The sequence below is a fragment of the Klebsiella michiganensis genome, assembly GCF_015139575.1.
Classification (GTDB): Bacteria; Pseudomonadota; Gammaproteobacteria; order Enterobacterales; family Enterobacteriaceae; genus Klebsiella; species Klebsiella michiganensis.
In genome coordinates this window covers 5,731,483-5,752,343 of record NZ_AP022547.1, presented here as the reverse complement: position 1 = coordinate 5,752,343, position 20,861 = coordinate 5,731,483, and the positions used below count along the sequence as shown (strand labels likewise).

Here is a 20,861-nt window from a genome sequence, read left to right as displayed (position 1 = left end):
GCTTACCGGAGCTATGGTTTTTAACCCGGCTCGCGCTACGCTTAGCCGGGCTACAGGTTTCTCAGGGCGAACTAGCCGGTGTTACGCATGCCTGCCGCAACGCCTGCGATGGTGACCATCAGCGCTTGTTCAACGCGCGGGTCCGGTTTTTCACCTTTCTCTTCCGCCAGACGTGAACGATGGAGCAGCTCGGCCTGGAGCACGTTCAGCGGGTCGGTATAGATATTACGTAGCTGGATGGACTCCGCGATCCACGGCAGGTCGGCCATCAGGTGGGAGTCGTTGGCGATTGCCAGTACCACGTTGATATCGGCGGACAGCAGTTCACGCAGCTCTTCGCCCAGCTTCCACAGTTCCGGTTTCACCAGACGCTGATCGTAATATTCCGCCAGCCACAGGTCGGCTTTTGAGTAGACCATCTCCAGCATGCCGAGGCGGGTAGAGAAGAACGGCCAGTCGCGGCACATGCTTTCCAGCTCGCTCTGCTTGCCGCCTTCAACGACTTTTTGCAGCGCGGCGCCGGCGCCCAGCCAGGCTGGCAGCATCAGGCGGTTTTGCGTCCACGCAAAGATCCACGGAATGGCGCGCAGCGACTCGACGCCGCCGGTCGGGCGACGTTTGGCCGGACGCGAGCCCAGCGGCAGTTTGCCCAGCTCCTGCTCCGGCGTCGCGGAACGGAAGTAAGGAACAAAATCTTTATTTTCACGCACGTAGCCGCGATACATCTCGCAGGAGACGTCGGACAGCTCGGCCATGATGTCGCGCCATTGCGCTTTTGGCTCCGGCGGCGGCAGCAGGTTGGCTTCCAGAATCGCGCTGGTGTAGAGCGACAGGCTGCTGATGGTGACTTCCGGCAGGCCGTATTTAAAGCGGATCATCTCGCCCTGTTCGGTAACGCGCAGGCCGCCTTTCAGGCTTCCCGGAGGCTGAGAGAGCAGGGCCGCGTGCGCCGGCGCGCCGCCGCGGCCGATAGAACCGCCGCGACCGTGGAACAGCGTCAGTTCAATGCCGGCTTTTTCACAGGTCTTAATTAACGCGTCCTGCGCCTGATACTGCGCCCAGGAGGCGGCCATCACGCCCGCATCTTTCGCCGAGTCGGAATAGCCGATCATGACCATCTGCTTGCCCTGGATAAAGCCGCGATACCAGTCGATATTCAGCAGCTGGGTCATAACGTCGTCGGCGTTATTCAGGTCGTCCAGCGTTTCGAACAGCGGGGCGACCGGCAGCGCGAAGCCGATGCCGGCCTCTTTCAACAGCAGATGCACGGCCAGGACGTCTGACGGCGTTTTCGCCATCGAAATCACGTAGGCCGCAATAGAGCCGCGCGGCGCTTCGGAGATGACTTTGCACGTCTCGAGCACTTCGCGCGTCTCTTCGCTTGGCTCCCACTGGCGCGGCAGCAGAGGACGCTTGGAGTTCAGTTCGCGGATCAGGAAGGCCTGTTTATCGGCTTCTGACCAGCTTTCATAGTCGCCGATGCCGAGATAGCGGGTCATTTCGCCCAGCGCTTCGGTGTGGCGGGTGCTTTCCTGACGGATATCGATACGCACCAGCGGTACGCCAAAGGCTTTTACGCGGCGCAGGGTATCGAGCAGCTCGCCGTTGGCGATAATGCTCATACCGCAGGCTTGTAGCGACTGGTAACAGGCGTAAAGCGGTTCCCACAGCTGCTCGTTTTGCGTGATAAGGCCCGCCGGTTTGGGCAGTTTCTGTCCTTTCAGGCGCGCTTCCAGCCAGGCCTGGGTCTCCATCAGCTGCGTGCGCAGTTTTTTCATCAGGTAACGATAGGGTTCCTGAGCGCCTTCCGCGCCTGCCAGCTCACGCAGCTCGTCGGTGCACTCAACCATCGACAGCTCGGAAATCAGCAGCTGGACATCTTTCAGGAACAGATCGGTTGCCTTCCAGCGGCTGAGCAGCAGGACGTGGCGGGTAATGTCGGCGGTCACGTTCGGGTTGCCGTCGCGGTCGCCGCCCATCCAGGACGTAAAGCGAACCGGAACAAAATCGACCGGCAGCCGATAGTTCAGGTTATCTTCCAGCTGTTCATTCAGCTCGCGCAGGTAGTTCGGTACGCCTTCCCACAGGCTATTTTCGACAACCGCGAAGCCCCATTTGGCTTCATCCACCGGGGTAGGGCGATGCTTGCGGATTTCATCGGTGTGCCACGACTGGGCAATCAGCTGGCGCAGACGGCGCATGACCTGATGACGTTCATAGTCCGCAATGTCGTTGTTATCGAGCTGCTTCAGGCAGCTGTTGATCTCGCCCATCTTGTGGATCAGCGTACGACGCGTGATTTCGGTCGGGTGCGCGGTCAGCACCAGCTCCAGCGACAGGGATTCAACGGCTTGTTTAATAATCGTTTCGTTGAGATTGGGTTGCTCTTTGAGCTTTCTCAGGGTGCGGGCAATCACTTCCGGATTACTGGCCGCTTCGCCTTTTGGCGAAATGCTGTGGTATTGCTCAGCGGTATTCGCCAGGTTCAGAAACTGGCTAAAGGCGCGCGCCACCGGCAGCAGCTCGTCGTTGGACAAGTTTTGCAGCGTGGTGAGCAGCTCCTGGCGGTTGGCTTCATTGCCAGCGCGAGAAGATTTGGACAACTTACGGATAGTTTCGACACGATCAAGAATGTTTTCTCCCAGCGCATCCTTGATGGTGTCGCCCAGCACCTTACCGAGCATACTGACATTACTACGCAAAGCGGAATATTGTTCGTTCATGTTACCCCAGACACCCCATCTCATTTTATTTTGTTATATCCGGCGCTCGATAATTTGAGCAGTGGATAAGCAACCGTCTTTTATAAAGCCACGTAAAAACCCCCACGTCAATTGTTGCGAAATCGCTTCAGCAAACGAATAAATGGCGGCAATTTGCGAAATTTAACTCGGAGGTCGCTTGATAAGCGTTGCTTATGAAAATGTGATAATTGTCACCCTCTCGCGCCGATAAAATCGCACGAGAGAATGGGTATTTAATGCCAGCAAAAATGGTGAACCACCTGAGTGATGAGCTCGCGGGTCGGCTTAATAAAGCGCGTTTCCAGGTACTCATCCGGCTGGTGGGCCTGGTTGATAGAGCCCGGGCCTAACACCAGCGTTGGGCAGAGGGTCTGAATAAACGGCGCTTCGGTACAGTAGTTGACCACGTCGGTTTGCGCGCCGAGGAGTTTTTCGACGACCTCAACCAGCTTATGGTCCGGCGGACATTCGTAACCGGGGATCGGCGGATGCAGTTCAGCAACGGTCAGGCGACCAGGCCAACGCTCGCTCACCGGCGCCAGCGCTTCGTTAAGGAGCCCGTTGAGATCGTTGAGCGTCATTCCGGGCAGCGGACGAATATCCATATGCAGTTCGCAGCAGGCGCAAATGCGGTTGGAGGCATCGCCGCCGTGAATTGCCCCGAGGTTAAGTGTGGGATACGGGACGGTAAACGCGGCGTAGTGATAACGCTCTTTTAAGTCGTCGCGCAGCTGCATGATGCGGCCAATGGCGTCGTGCATCAGTTCAATCGCGTTGACGCCGCGTGCCGGGTCGCTGGAGTGGCCCGACTGCCCCTGAATGCGAACCGCGTTGGACATGTGGCCTTTGTGCGCGCGTATCGGCTGCAGCGACGTGGGCTCGCCAATAATGGCGCAGTCCGGTCGCAGCTGGGTCGTCTCGGCGAAGTAGCGGGCACCGGCCATGCTGGTCTCTTCATCGGCCGTCGCCAGAATATAGAGCGGCTTTTTCAGCTGAGTGACGTCAACGTCGCGCAGGGCGTCGAGAATAAAAGCGAAGAAGCCTTTCATATCCGCGGTGCCGAGACCGTACAGCTTATTGTCGTGCTCGGTCAGGGTAAAAGGGTCGCGGGTCCAGCGGCCATCATCAAACGGGACGGTATCGGTGTGCCCGGCAAGCAGCAGGCCGCCAGCGCCGTGGCCGCTGCTGGCCAGCAGGTTGAATTTATTACGCGTATCCGGGACTGGCTGAACTTCAACATTAAAGCCGATATCGCGGAACCAGCCTGCCAGTAAATTGATTAAAGACTCATTGCTTTGATCCAGCGCCTCTTCGGTTGCGCTGATGGAAGGTGTGGCGATCAGCGCGCGGTAAATCTCGATAAAGGGCGGTAATTTGTTTTTCATTGTTGACACACCTCGGGTCGTGATAGTATCAATATTCATGCATTATTTGTGAATAAAAATACATTATCGTTGAGCGTAAGAAAACCCATCGAATGTAAGGATGATGCTCTTACGGCTCAACAGGGTGGGGAAGGCAACGGTCTTCCAGGGCAAATATACGTAAGCAAGAAGGTGAAGAGCCCCAATGTTGAACACGCTGATTGTGGGCGCCAGCGGTTATGCCGGCGCAGAGCTAGTGGCCTATGTAAATCGCCATCCTCATATGACCATAACCGCATTGACGGTCTCCGCGCAAAGCAATGATGCGGGAAAATTAGTTTCCGATTTGCATCCGCAGCTGAAAGGCATTGTCGATCTGCCGCTGCAGCCGATGTCCGATATCAGCGAGTTTAGCGCCGGAGTCGATGTCGTTTTTCTGGCTACCGCGCACGAGGTAAGCCATGACCTGGCGCCGCAGTTTCTCGCCGCTGGCTGCGTCGTGTTCGATCTTTCCGGGGCGTTCCGCGTTAATGACGGCGCCTTCTATGAAAAATATTACGGTTTCACTCATCAGCACCCTGAACTGCTGGAGCAGGCGGTTTACGGCCTGGCCGAGTGGAGCGTCGAAAAGCTAAAAGAAGCCAATCTGATCGCCGTACCGGGCTGCTACCCGACGGCGGCTCAGCTATCGTTAAAACCGCTGATCGACGCGGGGCTGCTGGATCTTAACCAGTGGCCGGTGATCAACGCGACCAGCGGAGTCAGCGGCGCCGGGCGTAAAGCCTCTATTGGCAATAGCTTCTGCGAAGTCAGCCTGCAACCCTACGGCGTTTTCAACCACCGTCATCACCCGGAAATTTCAACCCACCTGGGCGCGGACGTTATTTTTACTCCGCATCTGGGCAATTTTAAGCGTGGGATTCTGGAAACCATTACCTGCCGTCTGAAGCCTGGCGTGAGCAAAGAGCAGGTGGCGGAGGTATTCCAGCAGGCCTATGCGGATAAGCCGCTGGTACGTTTATACGATAAAGGTGTCCCTGCATTGAAAAATGTCGTGGGTCTGCCATTCTGTGATATCGGTTTTGCGGTCCAGGATGAACATATCATCGTGGTGGCGGCGGAAGATAACCTGCTGAAAGGCGCGGCCGCGCAGGCCGTGCAGTGCGCAAATATTCGTTTCGGCTTCGCTGAGACGCAGTCTCTTATTTAAGGTGTGATGATGAATCCTTTAATTATCAAACTTGGCGGCGTCCTGCTGGACAGCGAAGAAGCGCTTGAGCGCCTGTTTACGGCACTGGTGAACTACCGCGAATCCCATCAGCGCCCGCTGATTATTGTGCACGGCGGCGGCTGCGTGGTGGATGAACTTATGAAGCAGCTCAACCTGCCGGTGAACAAGAAAAACGGTCTGCGGGTCACGCCCGCGGATCAGATCGACATTATTACCGGCGCGCTGGCGGGAACCGCCAACAAAACGCTGCTGGCGTGGGCGAAGAAGCACGGCCTGGCTGCCGTTGGGCTATTCCTCGGCGATGGCGATAGCGTCAAAGTGACGCAGCTTGATGAAGAGCTGGGTCATGTCGGATTCGCTCAGCCGGGTTCTCCGGCGCTGATTAACACGCTGCTGGCGGGCGGTTATATGCCGGTCGTTAGCTCCATCGGCGTCACCGATGAAGGCGAGTTGATGAACGTCAACGCCGACCAGGCGGCGACCGCGCTGGCGGCAACGCTCGGCGCAGACCTGATTCTGCTGTCTGACGTAAGCGGCATTCTTGATGGCAAAGGGCAGCGCATCGCGGAAATGACCGCCGAGAAGGCTGAACAGCTGATCGAGCAGGGCATTATCACCGACGGCATGATCGTCAAAGTGAATGCGGCCCTGGACGCGGCGCGGACATTAGGCCGCCCGGTCGATATCGCCTCCTGGCGCCACGCGGAGCAGCTCCCTGCGCTGTTTAACGGCACGCCGATCGGCACGCGTATACTGGCATAATCAATTTATCATTTTGTCGGCCCGGTAAGCGTAGCGCCGCCGGGTAATAAAATTCAAAGATATTAAGGAAGCATGTTATGGCACTTTGGGGTGGGCGTTTTACTCAGGCAGCGGATCAGCGGTTCAAACAGTTCAACGACTCTTTGCGCTTTGACTATCGCCTGGCGGAGCAGGATATCGTTGGCTCTGTTGCCTGGTCCAAAGCGCTGGTGACGGTGGGCGTACTGTCCGCCGATGAGCAGCTACAGCTGGAAGAGGCGCTGAACGTTCTGCTGGAAGACGTGCGGGCTAACCCGCAGCAGATCCTTGAAAGCGATGCGGAAGATATTCATAGCTGGGTAGAAGGTAAGCTGATCGACAAGGTCGGCCAGCTGGGCAAAAAGCTGCACACCGGGCGTAGCCGTAATGACCAGGTGGCGACCGACCTGAAGCTGTGGTGCAAAGATACCGTGATGGAACTGCTGTCGGCGAATCGTCAGCTACAAAGCGCGCTGGTTGAGACGGCGGAGAATAATCAGGACGCCGTTATGCCGGGCTATACCCACCTGCAGCGGGCGCAGCCGGTGACGTTTGCCCACTGGTGTCTGGCCTATGTCGAAATGCTGGCGCGTGATGAAAGCCGCCTGCAGGATGCGCTTAAACGTCTGGACGTCAGCCCGCTGGGCTGCGGAGCGCTGGCGGGTACCGCCTATGAAATCGATCGTGAACAGCTTGCCGGCTGGCTGGGCTTCGCATCGGCGACCCGCAATAGTCTGGACAGCGTGTCCGATCGCGATCACGTACTGGAACTACTGTCCGATGCCTCAATCGGTATGGTCCACCTGTCGCGTTTTGCTGAAGATCTGATCTTCTTCAATACCGGCGAAGCGGGCTTTGTTGAGCTTTCTGACCGCGTGACTTCTGGCTCATCCCTGATGCCGCAGAAGAAAAATCCGGATGCGCTGGAGCTGATCCGCGGTAAATGCGGCCGCGTGCAGGGTGCGCTGACCGGCATGATGATGACCCTCAAAGGGCTACCGCTGGCCTACAACAAAGATATGCAGGAAGATAAAGAAGGCCTGTTTGACGCGCTTGATACCTGGCTCGACTGCCTGCATATGGCGGCACTGGTGCTCGATGGTATTCAGGTAAAACGCCCGCGTTGTGAAGAAGCCGCGCAGCAGGGTTACGCCAATGCCACCGAACTGGCGGATTACCTGGTTGCCAAAGGCGTACCGTTCCGTGAAGCGCACCATATTGTCGGTGAAGCGGTAGTGGAAGCCATTGCCCAGGGCAAGCCGCTGGAGGATCTGCCTCTGGCCGATTTGCAGAAATTTAGCCCCGTGATTGCGGATGACGTCTATCCGATTCTGGCGCTGCAGTCGTGTCTGGATAAGCGTGCGGCTAAAGGTGGCGTTTCTCCTCAGCAGGTGGCTCAGGCGATTGCCGACGCTAAACAGCGTCTGGTGTGATCCGCCTGCGGGGCTGCTTTTAAGGCGGTAAATAAACGAAGCTCGGGTAACTCCGGGCTTTTTTATGCAAAAAAAGCGGACACAAGGTCCGCAAAAGTTCACGTTGGCTTTAGTTATCCGGGTAGAGAGGTGATGAGGAAGCTCAATGATTTTCTGAACTTTTCCTCATTTATGGGTTTATTATTGAACAGAAACCTTGATAGGGATAATCGTTCGTTGCTATTCTATCTATCGCCATGGACTATCGTGGCGATGGAGGATGAATAATGAATATTCGCGATCTTGAATATCTGGTAGCGCTAGCCGAACACCGCCACTTCCGCCGTGCGGCGGATTCTTGCCACGTCAGCCAACCGACGCTCAGCGGGCAAATCCGTAAGCTGGAGGATGAACTCGGCGTGATGTTGCTGGAGCGCACCAGCCGTAAGGTTCTGTTCACCCAGGCAGGGCTGCTGCTGGTGGATCAGGCGCGTACCGTGCTACGAGAAGTCAAAGTGCTTAAGGAAATGGCGAGCCAGCAGGGAGAGACCATGTCCGGGCCGCTGCATATTGGACTGATCCCGACGATTGGCCCTTATCTGTTGCCGTTGATTATCCCGATGCTGCACCAGACCTTTCCCAAGCTGGAAATGTATCTGCATGAAGCACAAACCCATCAGCTTTTAGCGCAGCTTGATAGCGGTAAGCTCGACTGCGCGATTCTGGCGCTGGTCAAAGAGAGCGAAGCGTTTATTGAGGTACCGCTGTTTGATGAGCCCATGATGCTGGCTATCTACGAAGATCACCCGTGGGCGAACCGCGAGTGCGTGCCGATGTCGGACCTGGCCGGTGAAAAGCTGCTGATGCTGGAAGATGGGCACTGCCTGCGCGATCAGGCGATGGGCTTTTGTTTTGAAGCGGGCGCCGATGAAGATACCCATTTCCGGGCGACGAGCCTCGAAACGCTGCGTAACATGGTGGCTGCCGGTAGCGGCATCACGCTGTTGCCAGCCCTGGCCGTACCGCAGGAGAGAAAGCGCGATGGCGTGGTCTATGTGCCCTGCATCAAGCCGGAGCCGAGACGTACCGTGGGGCTGGTTTATCGCCCGGGTTCGCCGCTGCGTAGCCGCTATGAACATCTGGCGGAGGCCATCCGCGGTAAGATGGATGGCCATTTCGACGCCGCGTTAAAACAGGCGGTTTAAGCCATTTAACGCCGCGACCCGATAGGCTTCCGCCATCGTCGGATAGTTAAAGGTGGTGTTAACGAAGTACTCAATGGTGTTACCACCGCCTTTCTGCTCCATTATCGCCTGGCCGATGTGAATAATTTCGGCCGCGCGCTCGCCAAAGCAGTGAATCCCGAGGATCTCTTTCGTTTCGCGATGAAAGAGGATCTTCAGCGTACCGACGCTCATGCCGACGATCTGCGCCCGGGCCAGATGTTTGAACTGCGCGCGACCCACCTCGTAAGGCACCTTCATTGCCGTCAGCTGCTGCTCGGTTTTACCGACGGAGCTGATTTCCGGAATGGTGTAAATCCCGGTAGGGATATCCTCAATCAGGTGCGCCGATGCCTCGCCTTTCACCAGCGCCTGGGCAGCGATGCGGCCCTGGTCGTAGGCGGCGGAGGCCAGGCTTGGATAGCCAATCACATCGCCGACGGCATAAATATGCGGCAGGGCGGTTTGATACATGCTGTTGACCTTCAGCTGGCCGCGGCTGTCGGTTTGCAGACCGATATTTTCCAGCGCCAGTGAGTCGGTGTTCCCGGTGCGGCCGTTAGCGTACAGCAGGCAGTCCGCTTTGAGCTTTTTGCCGGATTTCAGATGCATGATGACGCCGTCATCAACGCCCTCAATCTTTTCGTACTCTTCATTGTGGCGAATGACCACGCCGCTGTTCCAGAAATGATAGGAGAGCGAGTCGGACATCTCCTGATCGAGGAACGCCAGCAGACGATCGCGGGTGTTGATCAGATCCACTTTGACTTCCATTCCCCGGAAGATCGACGCATATTCGCAGCCGATCACCCCGGCACCGTAGATGATCACATGGCGCGGTTCGTGATGCAGGCTGAGAATCGAGTCGCTGTCATAAATGCGCGGATGATGGAAGTCGACGTCTGCCGGATGGTACGGGCGTGAACCACAGGCAATCACGAACTTTTCCGCCGTCACCGTTTCCACGGTACCGTCGTGGCACTCCAGCGCGATAGTGTGTTCATCAACAAAATGGGCATTGCCCTGCAGGATTTCGCAGTGGTTACGCTCATAGAAACCCTGACGCATATGGGTTTGCTGGTTAATGACGCTGTCGGCATGGTTCAGGATGTCGGCGAAGGAAGAACGAAGAAGACGGGAATGGTCGCTGTAGAGGGGATTTTGGTTAAACTCGATAATACGGCTGACGGCATGGCGGAGGGCTTTTGACGGGATGGTACCCCAGTGGGTACAACCGCCGCCGACGTTATGGTAGCGCTCAATGACGGCAACGCGTGCTCCCTGTTTCACCAGCCCCATGGCGGCGCCTTCTCCGCCAGGACCGGAACCAATCACAATTGCATCATAATCCCAAGAGTGTGACATGGCATTACTCACCTGTTTTATACATAAAATAAACACGATGATAACATTCGCCGCGCTTTAACCCAATTATCGTTGTGCTTTTTTGCGGCATAAAAGCAGAAACAGCTCGTAAACAATCATTCACAATCCAGTGTAAACCGATTAGTTCTAATCTCTGGTATAGTGCCGGAAGGGCTTATGGAAGGATTCAGACAACGTGATGGGCGTAAGAGCGCAACAAAAAGAAAAAACCCGGCGTTCGCTGGTGGAAGCGGCATTCAGTCAGCTGAGTGCTGAGCGCAGTTTTGCCAGCTTGAGCCTGCGCGAAGTGGCGCGGGAAGCGGGGATCGCCCCGACGTCCTTCTATCGTCATTTTCGCGATGTCGATGAGCTGGGTCTGACCATGGTGGATGAAAGCGGGCTCATGCTGCGCCAGCTGATGCGCCAGGCGCGCCAGCGTATCGCTAAAGGCGGCAGCGTCATTCGTACCTCTGTTTCCACCTTTATGGAATTCATTGGCAACAACCCGAACGCCTTCCGCCTGCTGCTGCGGGAACGCTCCGGTACCTCCGCGGCGTTTCGTGCCGCCGTGGCGCGTGAAATTCAGCATTTTATCGCGGAACTTGCCGACTATTTAGAAATCGAAAACCATATGCCGCGCGCCTTTACCGAAGCGCAGGCTGAAGCTATGGTCACCATCGTATTTAGCGCTGGCGCCGAGGCTCTCGATGTGGGCCCGGAGCAGCGTCGACAGCTGGAAGAACGCCTGGTGCTGCAGCTCAGAATGATCTCGAAAGGCGCGTATTACTGGTATCGCCGTGAACAAGAAAAAATATCAAATCATTCCGAATAACGTGAAGGACGAGCAATGAAACACTCAGTACAAGATAGAGGTACGCTGCTGCTGGCGCTGATCGCAGGTTTATCCATTAATGGTACCTTCGCCGCGCTGTTCAGCTCCATTGTCCCTTTTTCCATCTTCCCCATTTTGTCGTTGGTGCTGACGGTTTACTGCCTGCATCAGCGCTATCAGAATCGTAGTATGCCCGTGGGTTTGCCGGGGCTCGCCGCTGCCTGTTTTATTCTCGGGGTGCTGGTTTACAGTACCGTCGTGCGCGCGGAATATCCGGACATCGGCTCTAATTTCTTCCCGGCGGTTCTGTCGGTGATTATGGTGTTCTGGATTGGCTACAGGTTACGCAACCGCAAGAACGCGGTCGCTGAATAATCTCTCACCCGGCAGCAGCGCTGTTGCCGGGTTTTCTCGCGCAGCTTTACTTCTTCGTTAGCAGCACGCCGCATTCCATATGATGGGTATAGGGGAACTGGTCGAATAGCGCCAGGCGCGCGATCTCGTGGGTCTCACTGAGCGTTTCCAGGTTCTGGCATAGGGTCTCCGGATTGCAGGAGATATAGAGAATACGCGGATACGCCTGCACCATTTTCTCCGTTTCGCTATCCAGCCCGCTGCGCGGCGGATCGACGAAAATCGTCTCGCACTGATAGCTCTTCAGGTCGATTCCCTGCAGGCGGTTAAACTCCCGCACGCCGTTCATCGCCTGGGTAAACTCTTCCGCCGACATGCGGATAATCTGCACGTTATCAATGTGGTTCGCTGCAATATTGTATTGCGCCGCCGCGACGGACGGTTTGGCGATTTCCGTTGCCAGCACGCGTTCGAAATTACGCGCCAGCGCCAGCGAAAAGTTGCCGTTGCCGCAGTACAGCTCAAGCAGGTCGCCGGTTGCGCCTTTAGTGGCGTCGATAGCCCACTCCAGCATCTGAATGTTCATCGCCGCATTTGGCTGGGTGAAGCTATTCTCAACCTGACGATAGATCATTTCACGCCCGCCAACCGGCAAGCGTTCATCGATATAATCTTGATCCAGCTCGATTTTAGTTTTCGTGGCGCGGCCAATCAGGTGCACATTCAGATTTTGCGCCCGCAGCGCATCGCGCAAGCGCGCCGCCTGCTGACGCCATTCATCGTCGAGCTTTTTATGATACAGCAGCGATATCACGGCCTGGTTACTCAGGGTGGTGAGATAATCCACCTGAAACAGTTTGTGGCGCAGTACCGGGTTATCGCGTACGCCCTCAATCACCGCGGCCATCAGCTGATTAATCAGCTCGCTGGCGGCCGGGAAAGTCTCGACGCGGATCCGGGATTTGGTCTGCTGGTCGAACATAATGTGGTACAGATCGTCGCCATCGTGCCACAGGCGAAACTCTGCGCGCATGCGGTAGTGGCTGACCGGCGAACGAAACACTTCCGGAACCGGGGCGCTAAAAGGCGCCATCATTTTCTGCAAACGGACGACTTTTTCTGCCAGCTGCGCTTCATATTGTTCGGTAGGAAGGTGTTCGGGGGTCATGATGCATCCTGAATAAAATAAGTACGCGGGGATTGTAGGGAAAGCGCCGGGGATGTCCAGCCCTGATGATATAAGGAAATATAACGGTAGAAGTCTGGACATCTATATGTTTCTGATTATAGCATCGTGCTACCGGTCCTATGAGTTAATAGGGAATCCAGTGTAAATCTGGAGCTGACGCGCAGCGGTAAGGAAAAGTGGGATGAGCGCATTATGCAGACACTGCGGCTATTTAGCGGGAAGTCCTCGTCCATTAAACACTCCAAGCCCGAAGACCTGCCGGAATACGTCGCATTTGGTTTCTATCATCGCGTGCTACTGATAGAGCCGGCGGCATCCTTTGTTTATTACGGATGCTTTAAAAATGATTAAAAAAGCTTCGCTGATGACGGCGCTCTCCGTCACGGCATTTTCCGGCTGGGCGCAGGACAGCAATTCAGATACGTTAGTGGTCACAGCAAACCGTTTTCAACAGCCGGTCAATACGGTTCTTGCGCCGACCGATGTGGTTACCCGGGAAGATATCGATCGCTGGCAGGCGAAAGATTTAAACGATGTGATGCGCCGATTGCCTGGCGTGGACGTCGCGCAAAATGGTGGCATGGGTCAATCCTCCTCTCTGTTTATCCGTGGTACTGAAGCCAAACAAGTTCTGGTGCTGGTTGACGGCGTTCCCATGGCCCGACCGGGTATTACAAATAACCCCGATCTGAACCAGATCCCTTTGTCGCTGGTGCAGCGCGTCGAATATATCCGCGGCCCGCGTTCAGCGATTTATGGTTCCGGGGCAATGGGCGGCGTGATTAACGTCATTACGCATTCCGATAAAGAACAATCCAAAATTACCGCTGGGGTAGGATCGAAAGGCTACCAACAATATGACGGTACCCTGCGCCATCGCTTTGGCGATACGGTGGCGACGATTGCGGGTTCTTATGAGGGTAATAAAGGCTTTAACGTTCAGCCCGATTCAACCTGGGATCACGACGGCGATCGCGACGGTTTTCGTAATAAAACGTTTTGGGGCAGCCTCGAGCATAAATTTAACGAGAATGTTGACGGTTTCTTCCGCGGACACAGCTACACCAACAACTCTGATTACGATCTGGGAAGCCCGCCGTATAGCCCGGCCTACAGCGCCGATGAAAGCCAGCTCTATAACCAGAGCTGGGATGCGGGGCTGAACTTTAATTCCGGAATTTATTCCTCCCAGCTCATCGCCAGCTATCAGAAGATAAAGGACTACAACTACAGCAGTATTTATGGCCGTTATAATGATGGGACGACGCTCGACAGGATGACGCAGCGTAACCTGCAGTGGGGCAATAACGTTATTGTCGGCCATGGCTCTGTCAGCGCTGGGGTGGACTGGCAGCAGCAGCGGTTAACTTCATCAGATACGGCGATGTCGGATACCTACAAACGTGACAATACGGGACTGTACCTGACGGGCCAGCAGCAAGTTGGCGACGTGACCCTCGAAGCGTCCGGACGTGAAGACCACGATGAGCAGTTTGGCTGGCACGGTACCTGGCAGACTACCGCAGGCTGGGAGTTTGTCGAAAATTATCGCCTGACTCTCGGCTACGGTACCGGCTTCCTCGCGCCTTCTTTAGGGCAACAGTTTGGCTCCACTCGATTTGGTATCAACGCGAATCCTAATCTGAAACCTGAAGAGTCGAAACAGTGGGAAGCTGGGCTGGAAGGGCTCACCGGTCCCGTGGACTGGCGCTTGTCCGCGTACCATTACAAAATTACTAACCTGATTACCTATTATTCCGATCCTGTTACCTATGACGGGGAATACGACAATATCAATGCCGCGACGATTAAAGGCGTGGAATGGACGGGAAGTATCGATACCGGTATTTTCAGCCATCGCGTAACGTTGCAGTATGTCGATCCGCGCAACGATGATAACGGTGAAGTGCTGGCCCGTCGTTCTAAACGACAGGCAAAGTATCAGCTGGACTGGTCCATGTTTGATGTCGATATGGATGTGTCCTGGCAGTATTATGGGAAGCGTTACGATAACAACACCTCCCAGTACAACAATACGCAAAGAATTTTGCCGAGCTACAGCACGGTAGACGTTTCTGCATCGTATCCGATCACCGATCGCCTGACAGTTCGTGGTAAAATAGCTAACCTGTTCGATAAAGATTACGAGACAGCTTATGGCTACCAAACTGCAGGACGAGAATACTACTTGTCTGGCAGCTACACCTTCTGATCCACGTCCCACCGTGCTGGTGTTTGATTCCGGCGTCGGTGGGCTGTCGGTTTACAATGAGATTCGGCAGCTTCTGCCGAATCTGCATTATATCTACGCTTTCGATAACGTTGCTTTCCCCTACGGCGAGAAGAGTGAAGAGTTTATTGTTGAACGCGTCCTGGAGATTGTGACTGCGGTTCAGCAGCGTTACCCTCTGGCGCTGGCCGTTATTGCCTGTAACACCGCAAGTACCGTTTCCCTCCCCGCCTTACGCGATAAATTCGCCTTTCCGGTTGTCGGCGTCGTTCCGGCGATAAAACCGGCGGCCCGCTTAACGGCGAATGGCGTTGTTGGCCTGCTGGCGACGCGCGGAACGGTAAAACGCCCTTATACGCGCGAACTGATCTCCCGTTTTGCGAATGAATGCAAAATCGAAATGCTGGGGTCGGCAGAGCTGGTAGAACTGGCAGAGGCCAAACTGCACGGTGAGCCGGTCCCGCTGGATGAACTGCGGCGTATCCTGCGTCCCTGGCTACGAATGCAGGAACCACCTGATACGGTTGTGCTGGGGTGTACGCATTTCCCTCTAATACAAGACGAGCTGCAGCAGGTTCTGCCGGAAGGGACGAGAATGATCGACTCCGGAGCGGCGATTGCGCGTCGCACCGCCTGGCTATTAGAGCACGAAGCACCTGACGCAAAATCGAGTGATGCCAATATTGCGTACTGTATGGCGCTGACGCCTGAAACTGAGCAGCTTTTGAGCGTTTTGCGGCGCTATGGCTTCGAGTCGCTGGAAAAACTGGCGCTTTCATAGCGTTTTGCACAAAAAAGAGACGGTTGAAAGATTTTTTGAAAACAGGGCTTGTCAACGTCTCAGAACTCCCTATAATGCGCCTCCACTGACACGGAACAACGGCTTACAGCCCGCCGGGTCAGCGGGATTCAGCGATGAATACCGGCAGAGAAAAGCGAAAATAATCGCTTGACTCTGAATGAGGAAAACGTATTATACGGGACCTCGCGACAGAGCGCTGAAGCGCGTCGCAACTGCTCTTTAACAATTTATCAGACAATCTGTGTGGGCACTCAAAGTGACATGGATTCTTAACGTCGCAAGACGAAAAATGAATACCAAGTCTCTGAGTGAACATACGTAATTCATTACGAAGTTTAATTCACGAGCATCAAACTTAAATTGAAGAGTTTGATCATGGCTCAGATTGAACGCTGGCGGCAGGCCTAACACATGCAAGTCGAACGGTAGCACAGAGAGCTTGCTCTCGGGTGACGAGTGGCGGACGGGTGAGTAATGTCTGGGAAACTGCCTGATGGAGGGGGATAACTACTGGAAACGGTAGCTAATACCGCATAACGTCGCAAGACCAAAGAGGGGGACCTTCGGGCCTCTTGCCATCAGATGTGCCCAGATGGGATTAGCTAGTAGGTGGGGTAACGGCTCACCTAGGCGACGATCCCTAGCTGGTCTGAGAGGATGACCAGCCACACTGGAACTGAGACACGGTCCAGACTCCTACGGGAGGCAGCAGTGGGGAATATTGCACAATGGGCGCAAGCCTGATGCAGCCATGCCGCGTGTATGAAGAAGGCCTTCGGGTTGTAAAGTACTTTCAGCGGGGAGGAAGGCGATAAGGTTAATAACCTTGTCGATTGACGTTACCCGCAGAAGAAGCACCGGCTAACTCCGTGCCAGCAGCCGCGGTAATACGGAGGGTGCAAGCGTTAATCGGAATTACTGGGCGTAAAGCGCACGCAGGCGGTCTGTCAAGTCGGATGTGAAATCCCCGGGCTCAACCTGGGAACTGCATTCGAAACTGGCAGGCTGGAGTCTTGTAGAGGGGGGTAGAATTCCAGGTGTAGCGGTGAAATGCGTAGAGATCTGGAGGAATACCGGTGGCGAAGGCGGCCCCCTGGACAAAGACTGACGCTCAGGTGCGAAAGCGTGGGGAGCAAACAGGATTAGATACCCTGGTAGTCCACGCTGTAAACGATGTCGACTTGGAGGTTGTTCCCTTGAGGAGTGGCTTCCGGAGCTAACGCGTTAAGTCGACCGCCTGGGGAGTACGGCCGCAAGGTTAAAACTCAAATGAATTGACGGGGGCCCGCACAAGCGGTGGAGCATGTGGTTTAATTCGATGCAACGCGAAGAACCTTACCTACTCTTGACATCCAGAGAACTTAGCAGAGATGCTTTGGTGCCTTCGGGAACTCTGAGACAGGTGCTGCATGGCTGTCGTCAGCTCGTGTTGTGAAATGTTGGGTTAAGTCCCGCAACGAGCGCAACCCTTATCCTTTGTTGCCAGCGATTCGGTCGGGAACTCAAAGGAGACTGCCAGTGATAAACTGGAGGAAGGTGGGGATGACGTCAAGTCATCATGGCCCTTACGAGTAGGGCTACACACGTGCTACAATGGCATATACAAAGAGAAGCGACCTCGCGAGAGCAAGCGGACCTCATAAAGTATGTCGTAGTCCGGATTGGAGTCTGCAACTCGACTCCATGAAGTCGGAATCGCTAGTAATCGTGGATCAGAATGCCACGGTGAATACGTTCCCGGGCCTTGTACACACCGCCCGTCACACCATGGGAGTGGGTTGCAAAAGAAGTAGGTAGCTTAACCTTCGGGAGGGCGCTTACCACTTTGTGATTCATGACTGGGGTGAAGTCGTAACAAGGTAACCGTAGGGGAACCTGCGGTTGGATCACCTCCTTACCTTAAAGAACCTGCCTTTGTAGTGTCCACACAGATTGTCTGATGAAAATGTAGCAGTAAAAAATCTCTGCAGGCTTGTAGCTCAGGTGGTTAGAGCGCACCCCTGATAAGGGTGAGGTCGGTGGTTCAAGTCCACTCAGGCCTACCAAATTTCTGCTGATGCTGCGTTGCGGCGACACTCACATACTTTAAGTATGCTTCGTGTCACCACGCCTTGCCTCAACAGAAATTAAGGTTGATGAGATTTAACTACGATGGGGCTATAGCTCAGCTGGGAGAGCGCCTGCTTTGCACGCAGGAGGTCTGCGGTTCGATCCCGCATAGCTCCACCATCTTTACTGCACAACACAAGAAAACTTCAGAGTGTACCTGAAAAGGTTCACTGCGAAGTTTTGCTCTTTAAAAATCTGGATCAAGCTGAAAATTGAAACGACACACAGTTAATGTGTGTTCGAGTCTCTCAAATTTTCGCGACACGACGATGTTTTACGAAACATCTTCGGGTTGTGAGGTTAAGCGACTAAGCGTACACGGTGGATGCCCTGGCAGTCAGAGGCGATGAAGGACGTGCTAATCTGCGAAAAGCGTCGGTAAGGTGATATGAACCGTTACAGCCGGCGATGTCCGAATGGGGAAACCCAGTGCAATTCGTTGCACTATCGTTAACTGAATACATAGGTTAACGAGGCGAACCGGGGGAACTGAAACATCTAAGTACCCCGAGGAAAAGAAATCAACCGAGATTCCCCCAGTAGCGGCGAGCGAACGGGGAGCAGCCCGGAGTCTGAATCAGCTTGTGTGTTAGTGGAAGCGTCTGGAAAGTCGCAGGGTACAGGGTGATACTCCCGTACACTAAAACGCACAGGTTGTGAACTCGAAGAGTAGGGCGGGACACGTGGTATCCTGTCTGAATATGGGGGGACCATCCTCCAAGGCTAAATACTCCTGACTGACCGATAGTGAACCAGTACCGTGAGGGAAAGGCGAAAAGAACCCCGGCGAGGGGAGTGAAAAAGAACCTGAAACCGTGTACGTACAAGCAGTAGGAGCCCACTAGTTGGGTGACTGCGTACCTTTTGTATAATGGGTCAGCGACTTATATTCTGTAGCAAGGTTAACCGTATAGGGGAGCCGCAGGGAAACCGAGTCTTAACTGGGCGTTAAGTTGCAGGGTATAGACCCGAAACCCGGTGATCTAGCCATGGGCAGGTTGAAGGTTGGGTAACACTAACTGGAGGACCGAACCGACTAATGTTGAAAAATTAGCGGATGACTTGTGGCTGGGGGTGAAAGGCCAATCAAACCGGGAGATAGCTGGTTCTCCCCGAAAGCTATTTAGGTAGCGCCTCGTGAATTCATCTTCGGGGGTAGAGCACTGTTTCGGCTAGGGGGTCATCCCGACTTACCAACCCGATGCAAACTACGAATACCGAAGAATGTTATCACGGGAGACACACGGCGGGTGCTAACGTCCGTCGTGAAGAGGGAAACAACCCAGACCGCCAGCTAAGGTCCCAAAGTCATGGTTAAGTGGGAAACGATGTGGGAAGGCCCAGACAGCCAGGATGTTGGCTTAGAAGCAGCCATCATTTAAAGAAAGCGTAATAGCTCACTGGTCGAGTCGGCCTGCGCGGAAGATGTAACGGGGCTAAACCATGCACCGAAGCTGCGGCAGCGACACTATGTGTTGTTGGGTAGGGGAGCGTTCTGTAAGCCGTTGAAGGTGGCCTGTGAGGGTTGCTGGAGGTATCAGAAGTGCGAATGCTGACATAAGTAACGATAATGCGGGTGAAAAACCCGCACGCCGGAAGACCAAGGGTTCCTGTCCAACGTTAATCGGGGCAGGGTGAGTCGACCCCTAAGGCGAGGCCGAAAGGCGTAGTCGATGGGAAACAGGTTAATATTCCTGTACTCGGTGTTACTGCGAAGGGGGGACGGAGAAGGCTATGTTGGCCGGGCGACGGTTGTCCCGGTTTAAGCATGTAGGCGGATGTTCCAGGTAAATCCGGAACGTCACTAACGCTGAGGTGTGATGACGAGGCACTACGGTGCTGAAGTGACAAATGCCCTGCTTCCAGGAAAAGCCTCTAAGCATCAGGTAACATCAAATCGTACCCCAAACCGACACAGGTGGTCAGGTAGAGAATACCAAGGCGCTTGAGAGAACTCGGGTGAAGGAACTAGGCAAAATGGTGCCGTAACTTCGGGAGAAGGCACGCTGATGGTAGGTGAAGTGACTTGCTCATGGAGCTGAAATCAGTCGAAGATACCAGCTGGCTGCAACTGTTTATTAAAAACACAGCACTGTGCAAACACGAAAGTGGACGTATACGGTGTGACGCCTGCCCGGTGCCGGAAGGTTAATTGATGGGGTTATCCGTAAGGAGAAGCTCTTGATCGAAGCCCCGGTAAACGGCGGCCGTAACTATAACGGTCCTAAGGTAGCGAAATTCCTTGTCGGGTAAGTTCCGACCTGCACGAATGGCGTAATGATGGCCAGGCTGTCTCCACCCGAGACTCAGTGAAATTGAACTCGCTGTGAAGATGCAGTGTACCCGCGGCAAGACGGAAAGACCCCGTGAACCTTTACTATAGCTTGACACTGAACACTGGTCCTTGATGTGTAGGATAGGTGGGAGGCTTTGAAGTGTGGACGCCAGTCTGCATGGAGCCATCCTTGAAATACCACCCTTTAATGGCTGGTGTTCTAACGTGGGCCCGTAATCCGGGTTGCGGACAGTGTCTGGTGGGTAGTTTGACTGGGGCGGTCTCCTCCTAAAGAGTAACGGAGGAGCACGAAGGTCAGCTAATCCTGGTCGGACATCAGGAGGTTAGTGCAATGGCATAAGCTGGCTTGACTGCGAGCGTGACGGCGCGAGCAGGTGCGAAAGCAGGTCATAGTGATCCGGTGGTTCTGAATGGAAGGGCCATCGCTCAACGGATAAAAGGTACTCCGGGGATAACAGGCTGATACCGCCCAAGAGTTCATATCGACGGCGGTGTTTGGCACCTCGATGTCGGCTCATCACATCCTGGGGCTGAAGTAGGTCCCAAGGGTATGGCTGTTCGCCATTTAAAGTGGTACGCGAGCTGGGTTTAGAACGTCGTGAGACAGTTCGGTCCCTATCTGCCGTGGGCGCTGGAGAATTGAGGGGGGCTGCTCCTAGTACGAGAGGACCGGAGTGGACGCATCACTGGTGTTCGGGTTGTCATGCCAATGGCATTGCCCGGTAGCTAAATGCGGAAGAGATAAGTGCTGAAAGCATCTAAGCACGAAACTTGCCCCGAGATGAGTTCTCCCTGACCCTTTAAGGGTCCTGAAGGAACGTTGAAGACGACGACGTTGATAGGCCGGGTGTGTAAGCGCAGCGATGCGTTGAGCTAACCGGTACTAATGAACCGTGAGGCTTAACCTTACAACGCCGAAGATGTTTTGGC

The 20,861-nt window shown here is 54.8% G+C and carries 12 protein-coding genes, 2 tRNA genes, 2 rRNA genes and 1 riboswitch; of the genes, 12 read left to right on the top strand and 4 right to left on the bottom strand.

The genetic code is table 11. The features are described 5' to 3' along the window. Positions 1-71: 71 nt before the first annotated feature. Together ppc and argE are read right to left on the bottom strand one after the other, a co-directional pair. Entirely contained in the window at positions 72-2,723 is a 2,652-nt protein-coding gene (ppc, locus tag JLG71_RS26885; protein WP_032747324.1) for a phosphoenolpyruvate carboxylase, read from the bottom strand. 254 nt (positions 2,724-2,977) lie between these two features. Next, a complete protein-coding gene (gene argE / locus JLG71_RS26880; RefSeq protein WP_014227436.1) occupies positions 2,978-4,129 on the bottom strand; it encodes an acetylornithine deacetylase in 1,152 nt (383 codons plus the stop codon). A gap of 184 nt (positions 4,130-4,313) precedes the next feature. On the opposite strand from argE, the gene argC reads away from it, so the two are divergent. The 4 genes from argC (at position 4,314) to oxyR (ending at position 8,736) form a co-directional block, all read left to right on the top strand. Continuing rightward, on the top strand, positions 4,314-5,318 hold the full coding sequence (argC, locus tag JLG71_RS26875; protein ID WP_116280655.1) for an N-acetyl-gamma-glutamyl-phosphate reductase: 1,005 nt from the start codon (positions 4,314-4,316) through the stop codon (positions 5,316-5,318). A 6-nt stretch (positions 5,319-5,324) separates the two neighbouring features. Continuing rightward, positions 5,325-6,101, top strand: coding sequence for an acetylglutamate kinase (argB, locus tag JLG71_RS26870; RefSeq protein WP_086544362.1), 777 nt, complete (start codon positions 5,325-5,327; stop codon positions 6,099-6,101). Positions 6,102-6,178: 77 nt separating this feature from the next. After that, on the top strand, positions 6,179-7,552 hold the full coding sequence (gene argH / locus JLG71_RS26865) for an argininosuccinate lyase (protein ID WP_014227439.1): 1,374 nt from the start codon (positions 6,179-6,181) through the stop codon (positions 7,550-7,552). A 266-nt stretch (positions 7,553-7,818) separates the two neighbouring features. Next, positions 7,819-8,736 (top strand): DNA-binding transcriptional regulator OxyR, encoded by a 918-nt coding sequence (gene oxyR, locus JLG71_RS26860; protein WP_014227441.1) that lies wholly within the window; start codon positions 7,819-7,821, stop codon positions 8,734-8,736. Here the strand turns inward: oxyR and sthA are convergent. Further along, the gene (gene sthA, locus JLG71_RS26855; RefSeq protein ID WP_004116922.1) at positions 8,719-10,119 is read right to left on the bottom strand and encodes a Si-specific NAD(P)(+) transhydrogenase; all 1,401 of its coding nucleotides are present in this window, start codon (positions 10,117-10,119) and stop codon (positions 8,719-8,721) included. The two genes, oxyR and sthA, sit on opposite strands and share 18 nt — an antisense overlap. A 196-nt stretch (positions 10,120-10,315) precedes the next feature. Between sthA and fabR the strand changes: the two genes are divergently transcribed. Both fabR and JLG71_RS26845 read left to right on the top strand, forming a co-directional pair. Further along, a complete protein-coding gene (gene fabR, locus JLG71_RS26850; protein ID WP_004107582.1) occupies positions 10,316-10,951 on the top strand; it encodes an HTH-type transcriptional repressor FabR in 636 nt (211 codons plus the stop codon). Positions 10,952-10,966: 15 nt separating this feature from the next. Further along, positions 10,967-11,326 (top strand): YijD family membrane protein, encoded by a 360-nt coding sequence (locus tag JLG71_RS26845; protein WP_004856046.1) that lies wholly within the window; start codon positions 10,967-10,969, stop codon positions 11,324-11,326. A gap of 46 nt (positions 11,327-11,372) precedes the next feature. Here the strand turns inward: JLG71_RS26845 and trmA are convergent, their stop codons facing one another. Then, positions 11,373-12,473: a tRNA (uridine(54)-C5)-methyltransferase TrmA gene (gene trmA / locus JLG71_RS26840; RefSeq protein WP_014227442.1), complete on the bottom strand. Its 1,101-nt coding sequence runs from the start codon at positions 12,471-12,473 to the stop codon at positions 11,373-11,375. 116 nt (positions 12,474-12,589) lie between these two features. After that, a riboswitch (cobalamin riboswitch) is annotated at positions 12,590-12,771 on the top strand. A 66-nt stretch (positions 12,772-12,837) separates the two neighbouring features. On the opposite strand from trmA, the gene btuB reads away from it, so the two are divergent. The 6 genes from btuB to JLG71_RS26810 all read left to right on the top strand — a co-directional run bounded on the left by btuB (position 12,838) and on the right by JLG71_RS26810 (position 20,839). Next, entirely contained in the window at positions 12,838-14,706 is a 1,869-nt protein-coding gene (gene btuB, locus JLG71_RS26835) for a TonB-dependent vitamin B12 receptor BtuB (RefSeq protein ID WP_029946902.1), read from the top strand. Next, positions 14,651-15,505, top strand: coding sequence for a glutamate racemase (gene murI / locus JLG71_RS26830; RefSeq protein ID WP_025106575.1), 855 nt, complete (start codon positions 14,651-14,653; stop codon positions 15,503-15,505). Before btuB ends, murI begins: the two co-directional genes overlap by 56 nt. Before the next feature lie 378 nt (positions 15,506-15,883). Continuing rightward, positions 15,884-17,423, top strand: a 16S ribosomal RNA gene (locus tag JLG71_RS26825). 71 nt (positions 17,424-17,494) lie between these two features. After that, positions 17,495-17,571, top strand: a tRNA-Ile gene (locus JLG71_RS26820). Between the two features lie 108 nt (positions 17,572-17,679). Further along, positions 17,680-17,755: transfer RNA gene (locus JLG71_RS26815), tRNA-Ala, on the top strand. Positions 17,756-17,933: 178 nt separating this feature from the next. Then, a 23S ribosomal RNA gene (locus tag JLG71_RS26810) occupies positions 17,934-20,839 on the top strand. The 16S and 23S rRNA genes sit together here with 2 tRNA genes alongside, the layout of an rRNA operon. Positions 20,840-20,861 lie beyond the last annotated feature (22 nt).

Bases quoted from the DNA above. Each gene is read 5' to 3' on its own strand.
- ppc (WP_032747324.1), bottom strand. From the start codon at position 2,723: ATGAACGAACAATATTCCGCTTTGCGTAGTAATGTCAGTATGCTCGGT.
- argE (WP_014227436.1), bottom strand. From the start codon at position 4,129: ATGAAAAACAAATTACCGCCCTTTATCGAGATTTACCGCGCGCTGATC.
- argC (WP_116280655.1), top strand. From the start codon at position 4,314: ATGTTGAACACGCTGATTGTGGGCGCCAGCGGTTATGCCGGCGCAGAG.
- argB (WP_086544362.1), top strand. From the start codon at position 5,325: ATGATGAATCCTTTAATTATCAAACTTGGCGGCGTCCTGCTGGACAGC.
- argH (WP_014227439.1), top strand. From the start codon at position 6,179: ATGGCACTTTGGGGTGGGCGTTTTACTCAGGCAGCGGATCAGCGGTTC.
- oxyR (WP_014227441.1), top strand. From the start codon at position 7,819: ATGAATATTCGCGATCTTGAATATCTGGTAGCGCTAGCCGAACACCGC.
- sthA (WP_004116922.1), bottom strand. From the start codon at position 10,119: ATGTCACACTCTTGGGATTATGATGCAATTGTGATTGGTTCCGGTCCT.
- JLG71_RS26845 (WP_004856046.1), top strand. From the start codon at position 10,967: ATGAAACACTCAGTACAAGATAGAGGTACGCTGCTGCTGGCGCTGATC.
- trmA (WP_014227442.1), bottom strand. From the start codon at position 12,473: ATGACCCCCGAACACCTTCCTACCGAACAATATGAAGCGCAGCTGGCA.
- btuB (WP_029946902.1), top strand. From the start codon at position 12,838: ATGATTAAAAAAGCTTCGCTGATGACGGCGCTCTCCGTCACGGCATTT.
- murI (WP_025106575.1), top strand. From the start codon at position 14,651: ATGGCTACCAAACTGCAGGACGAGAATACTACTTGTCTGGCAGCTACA.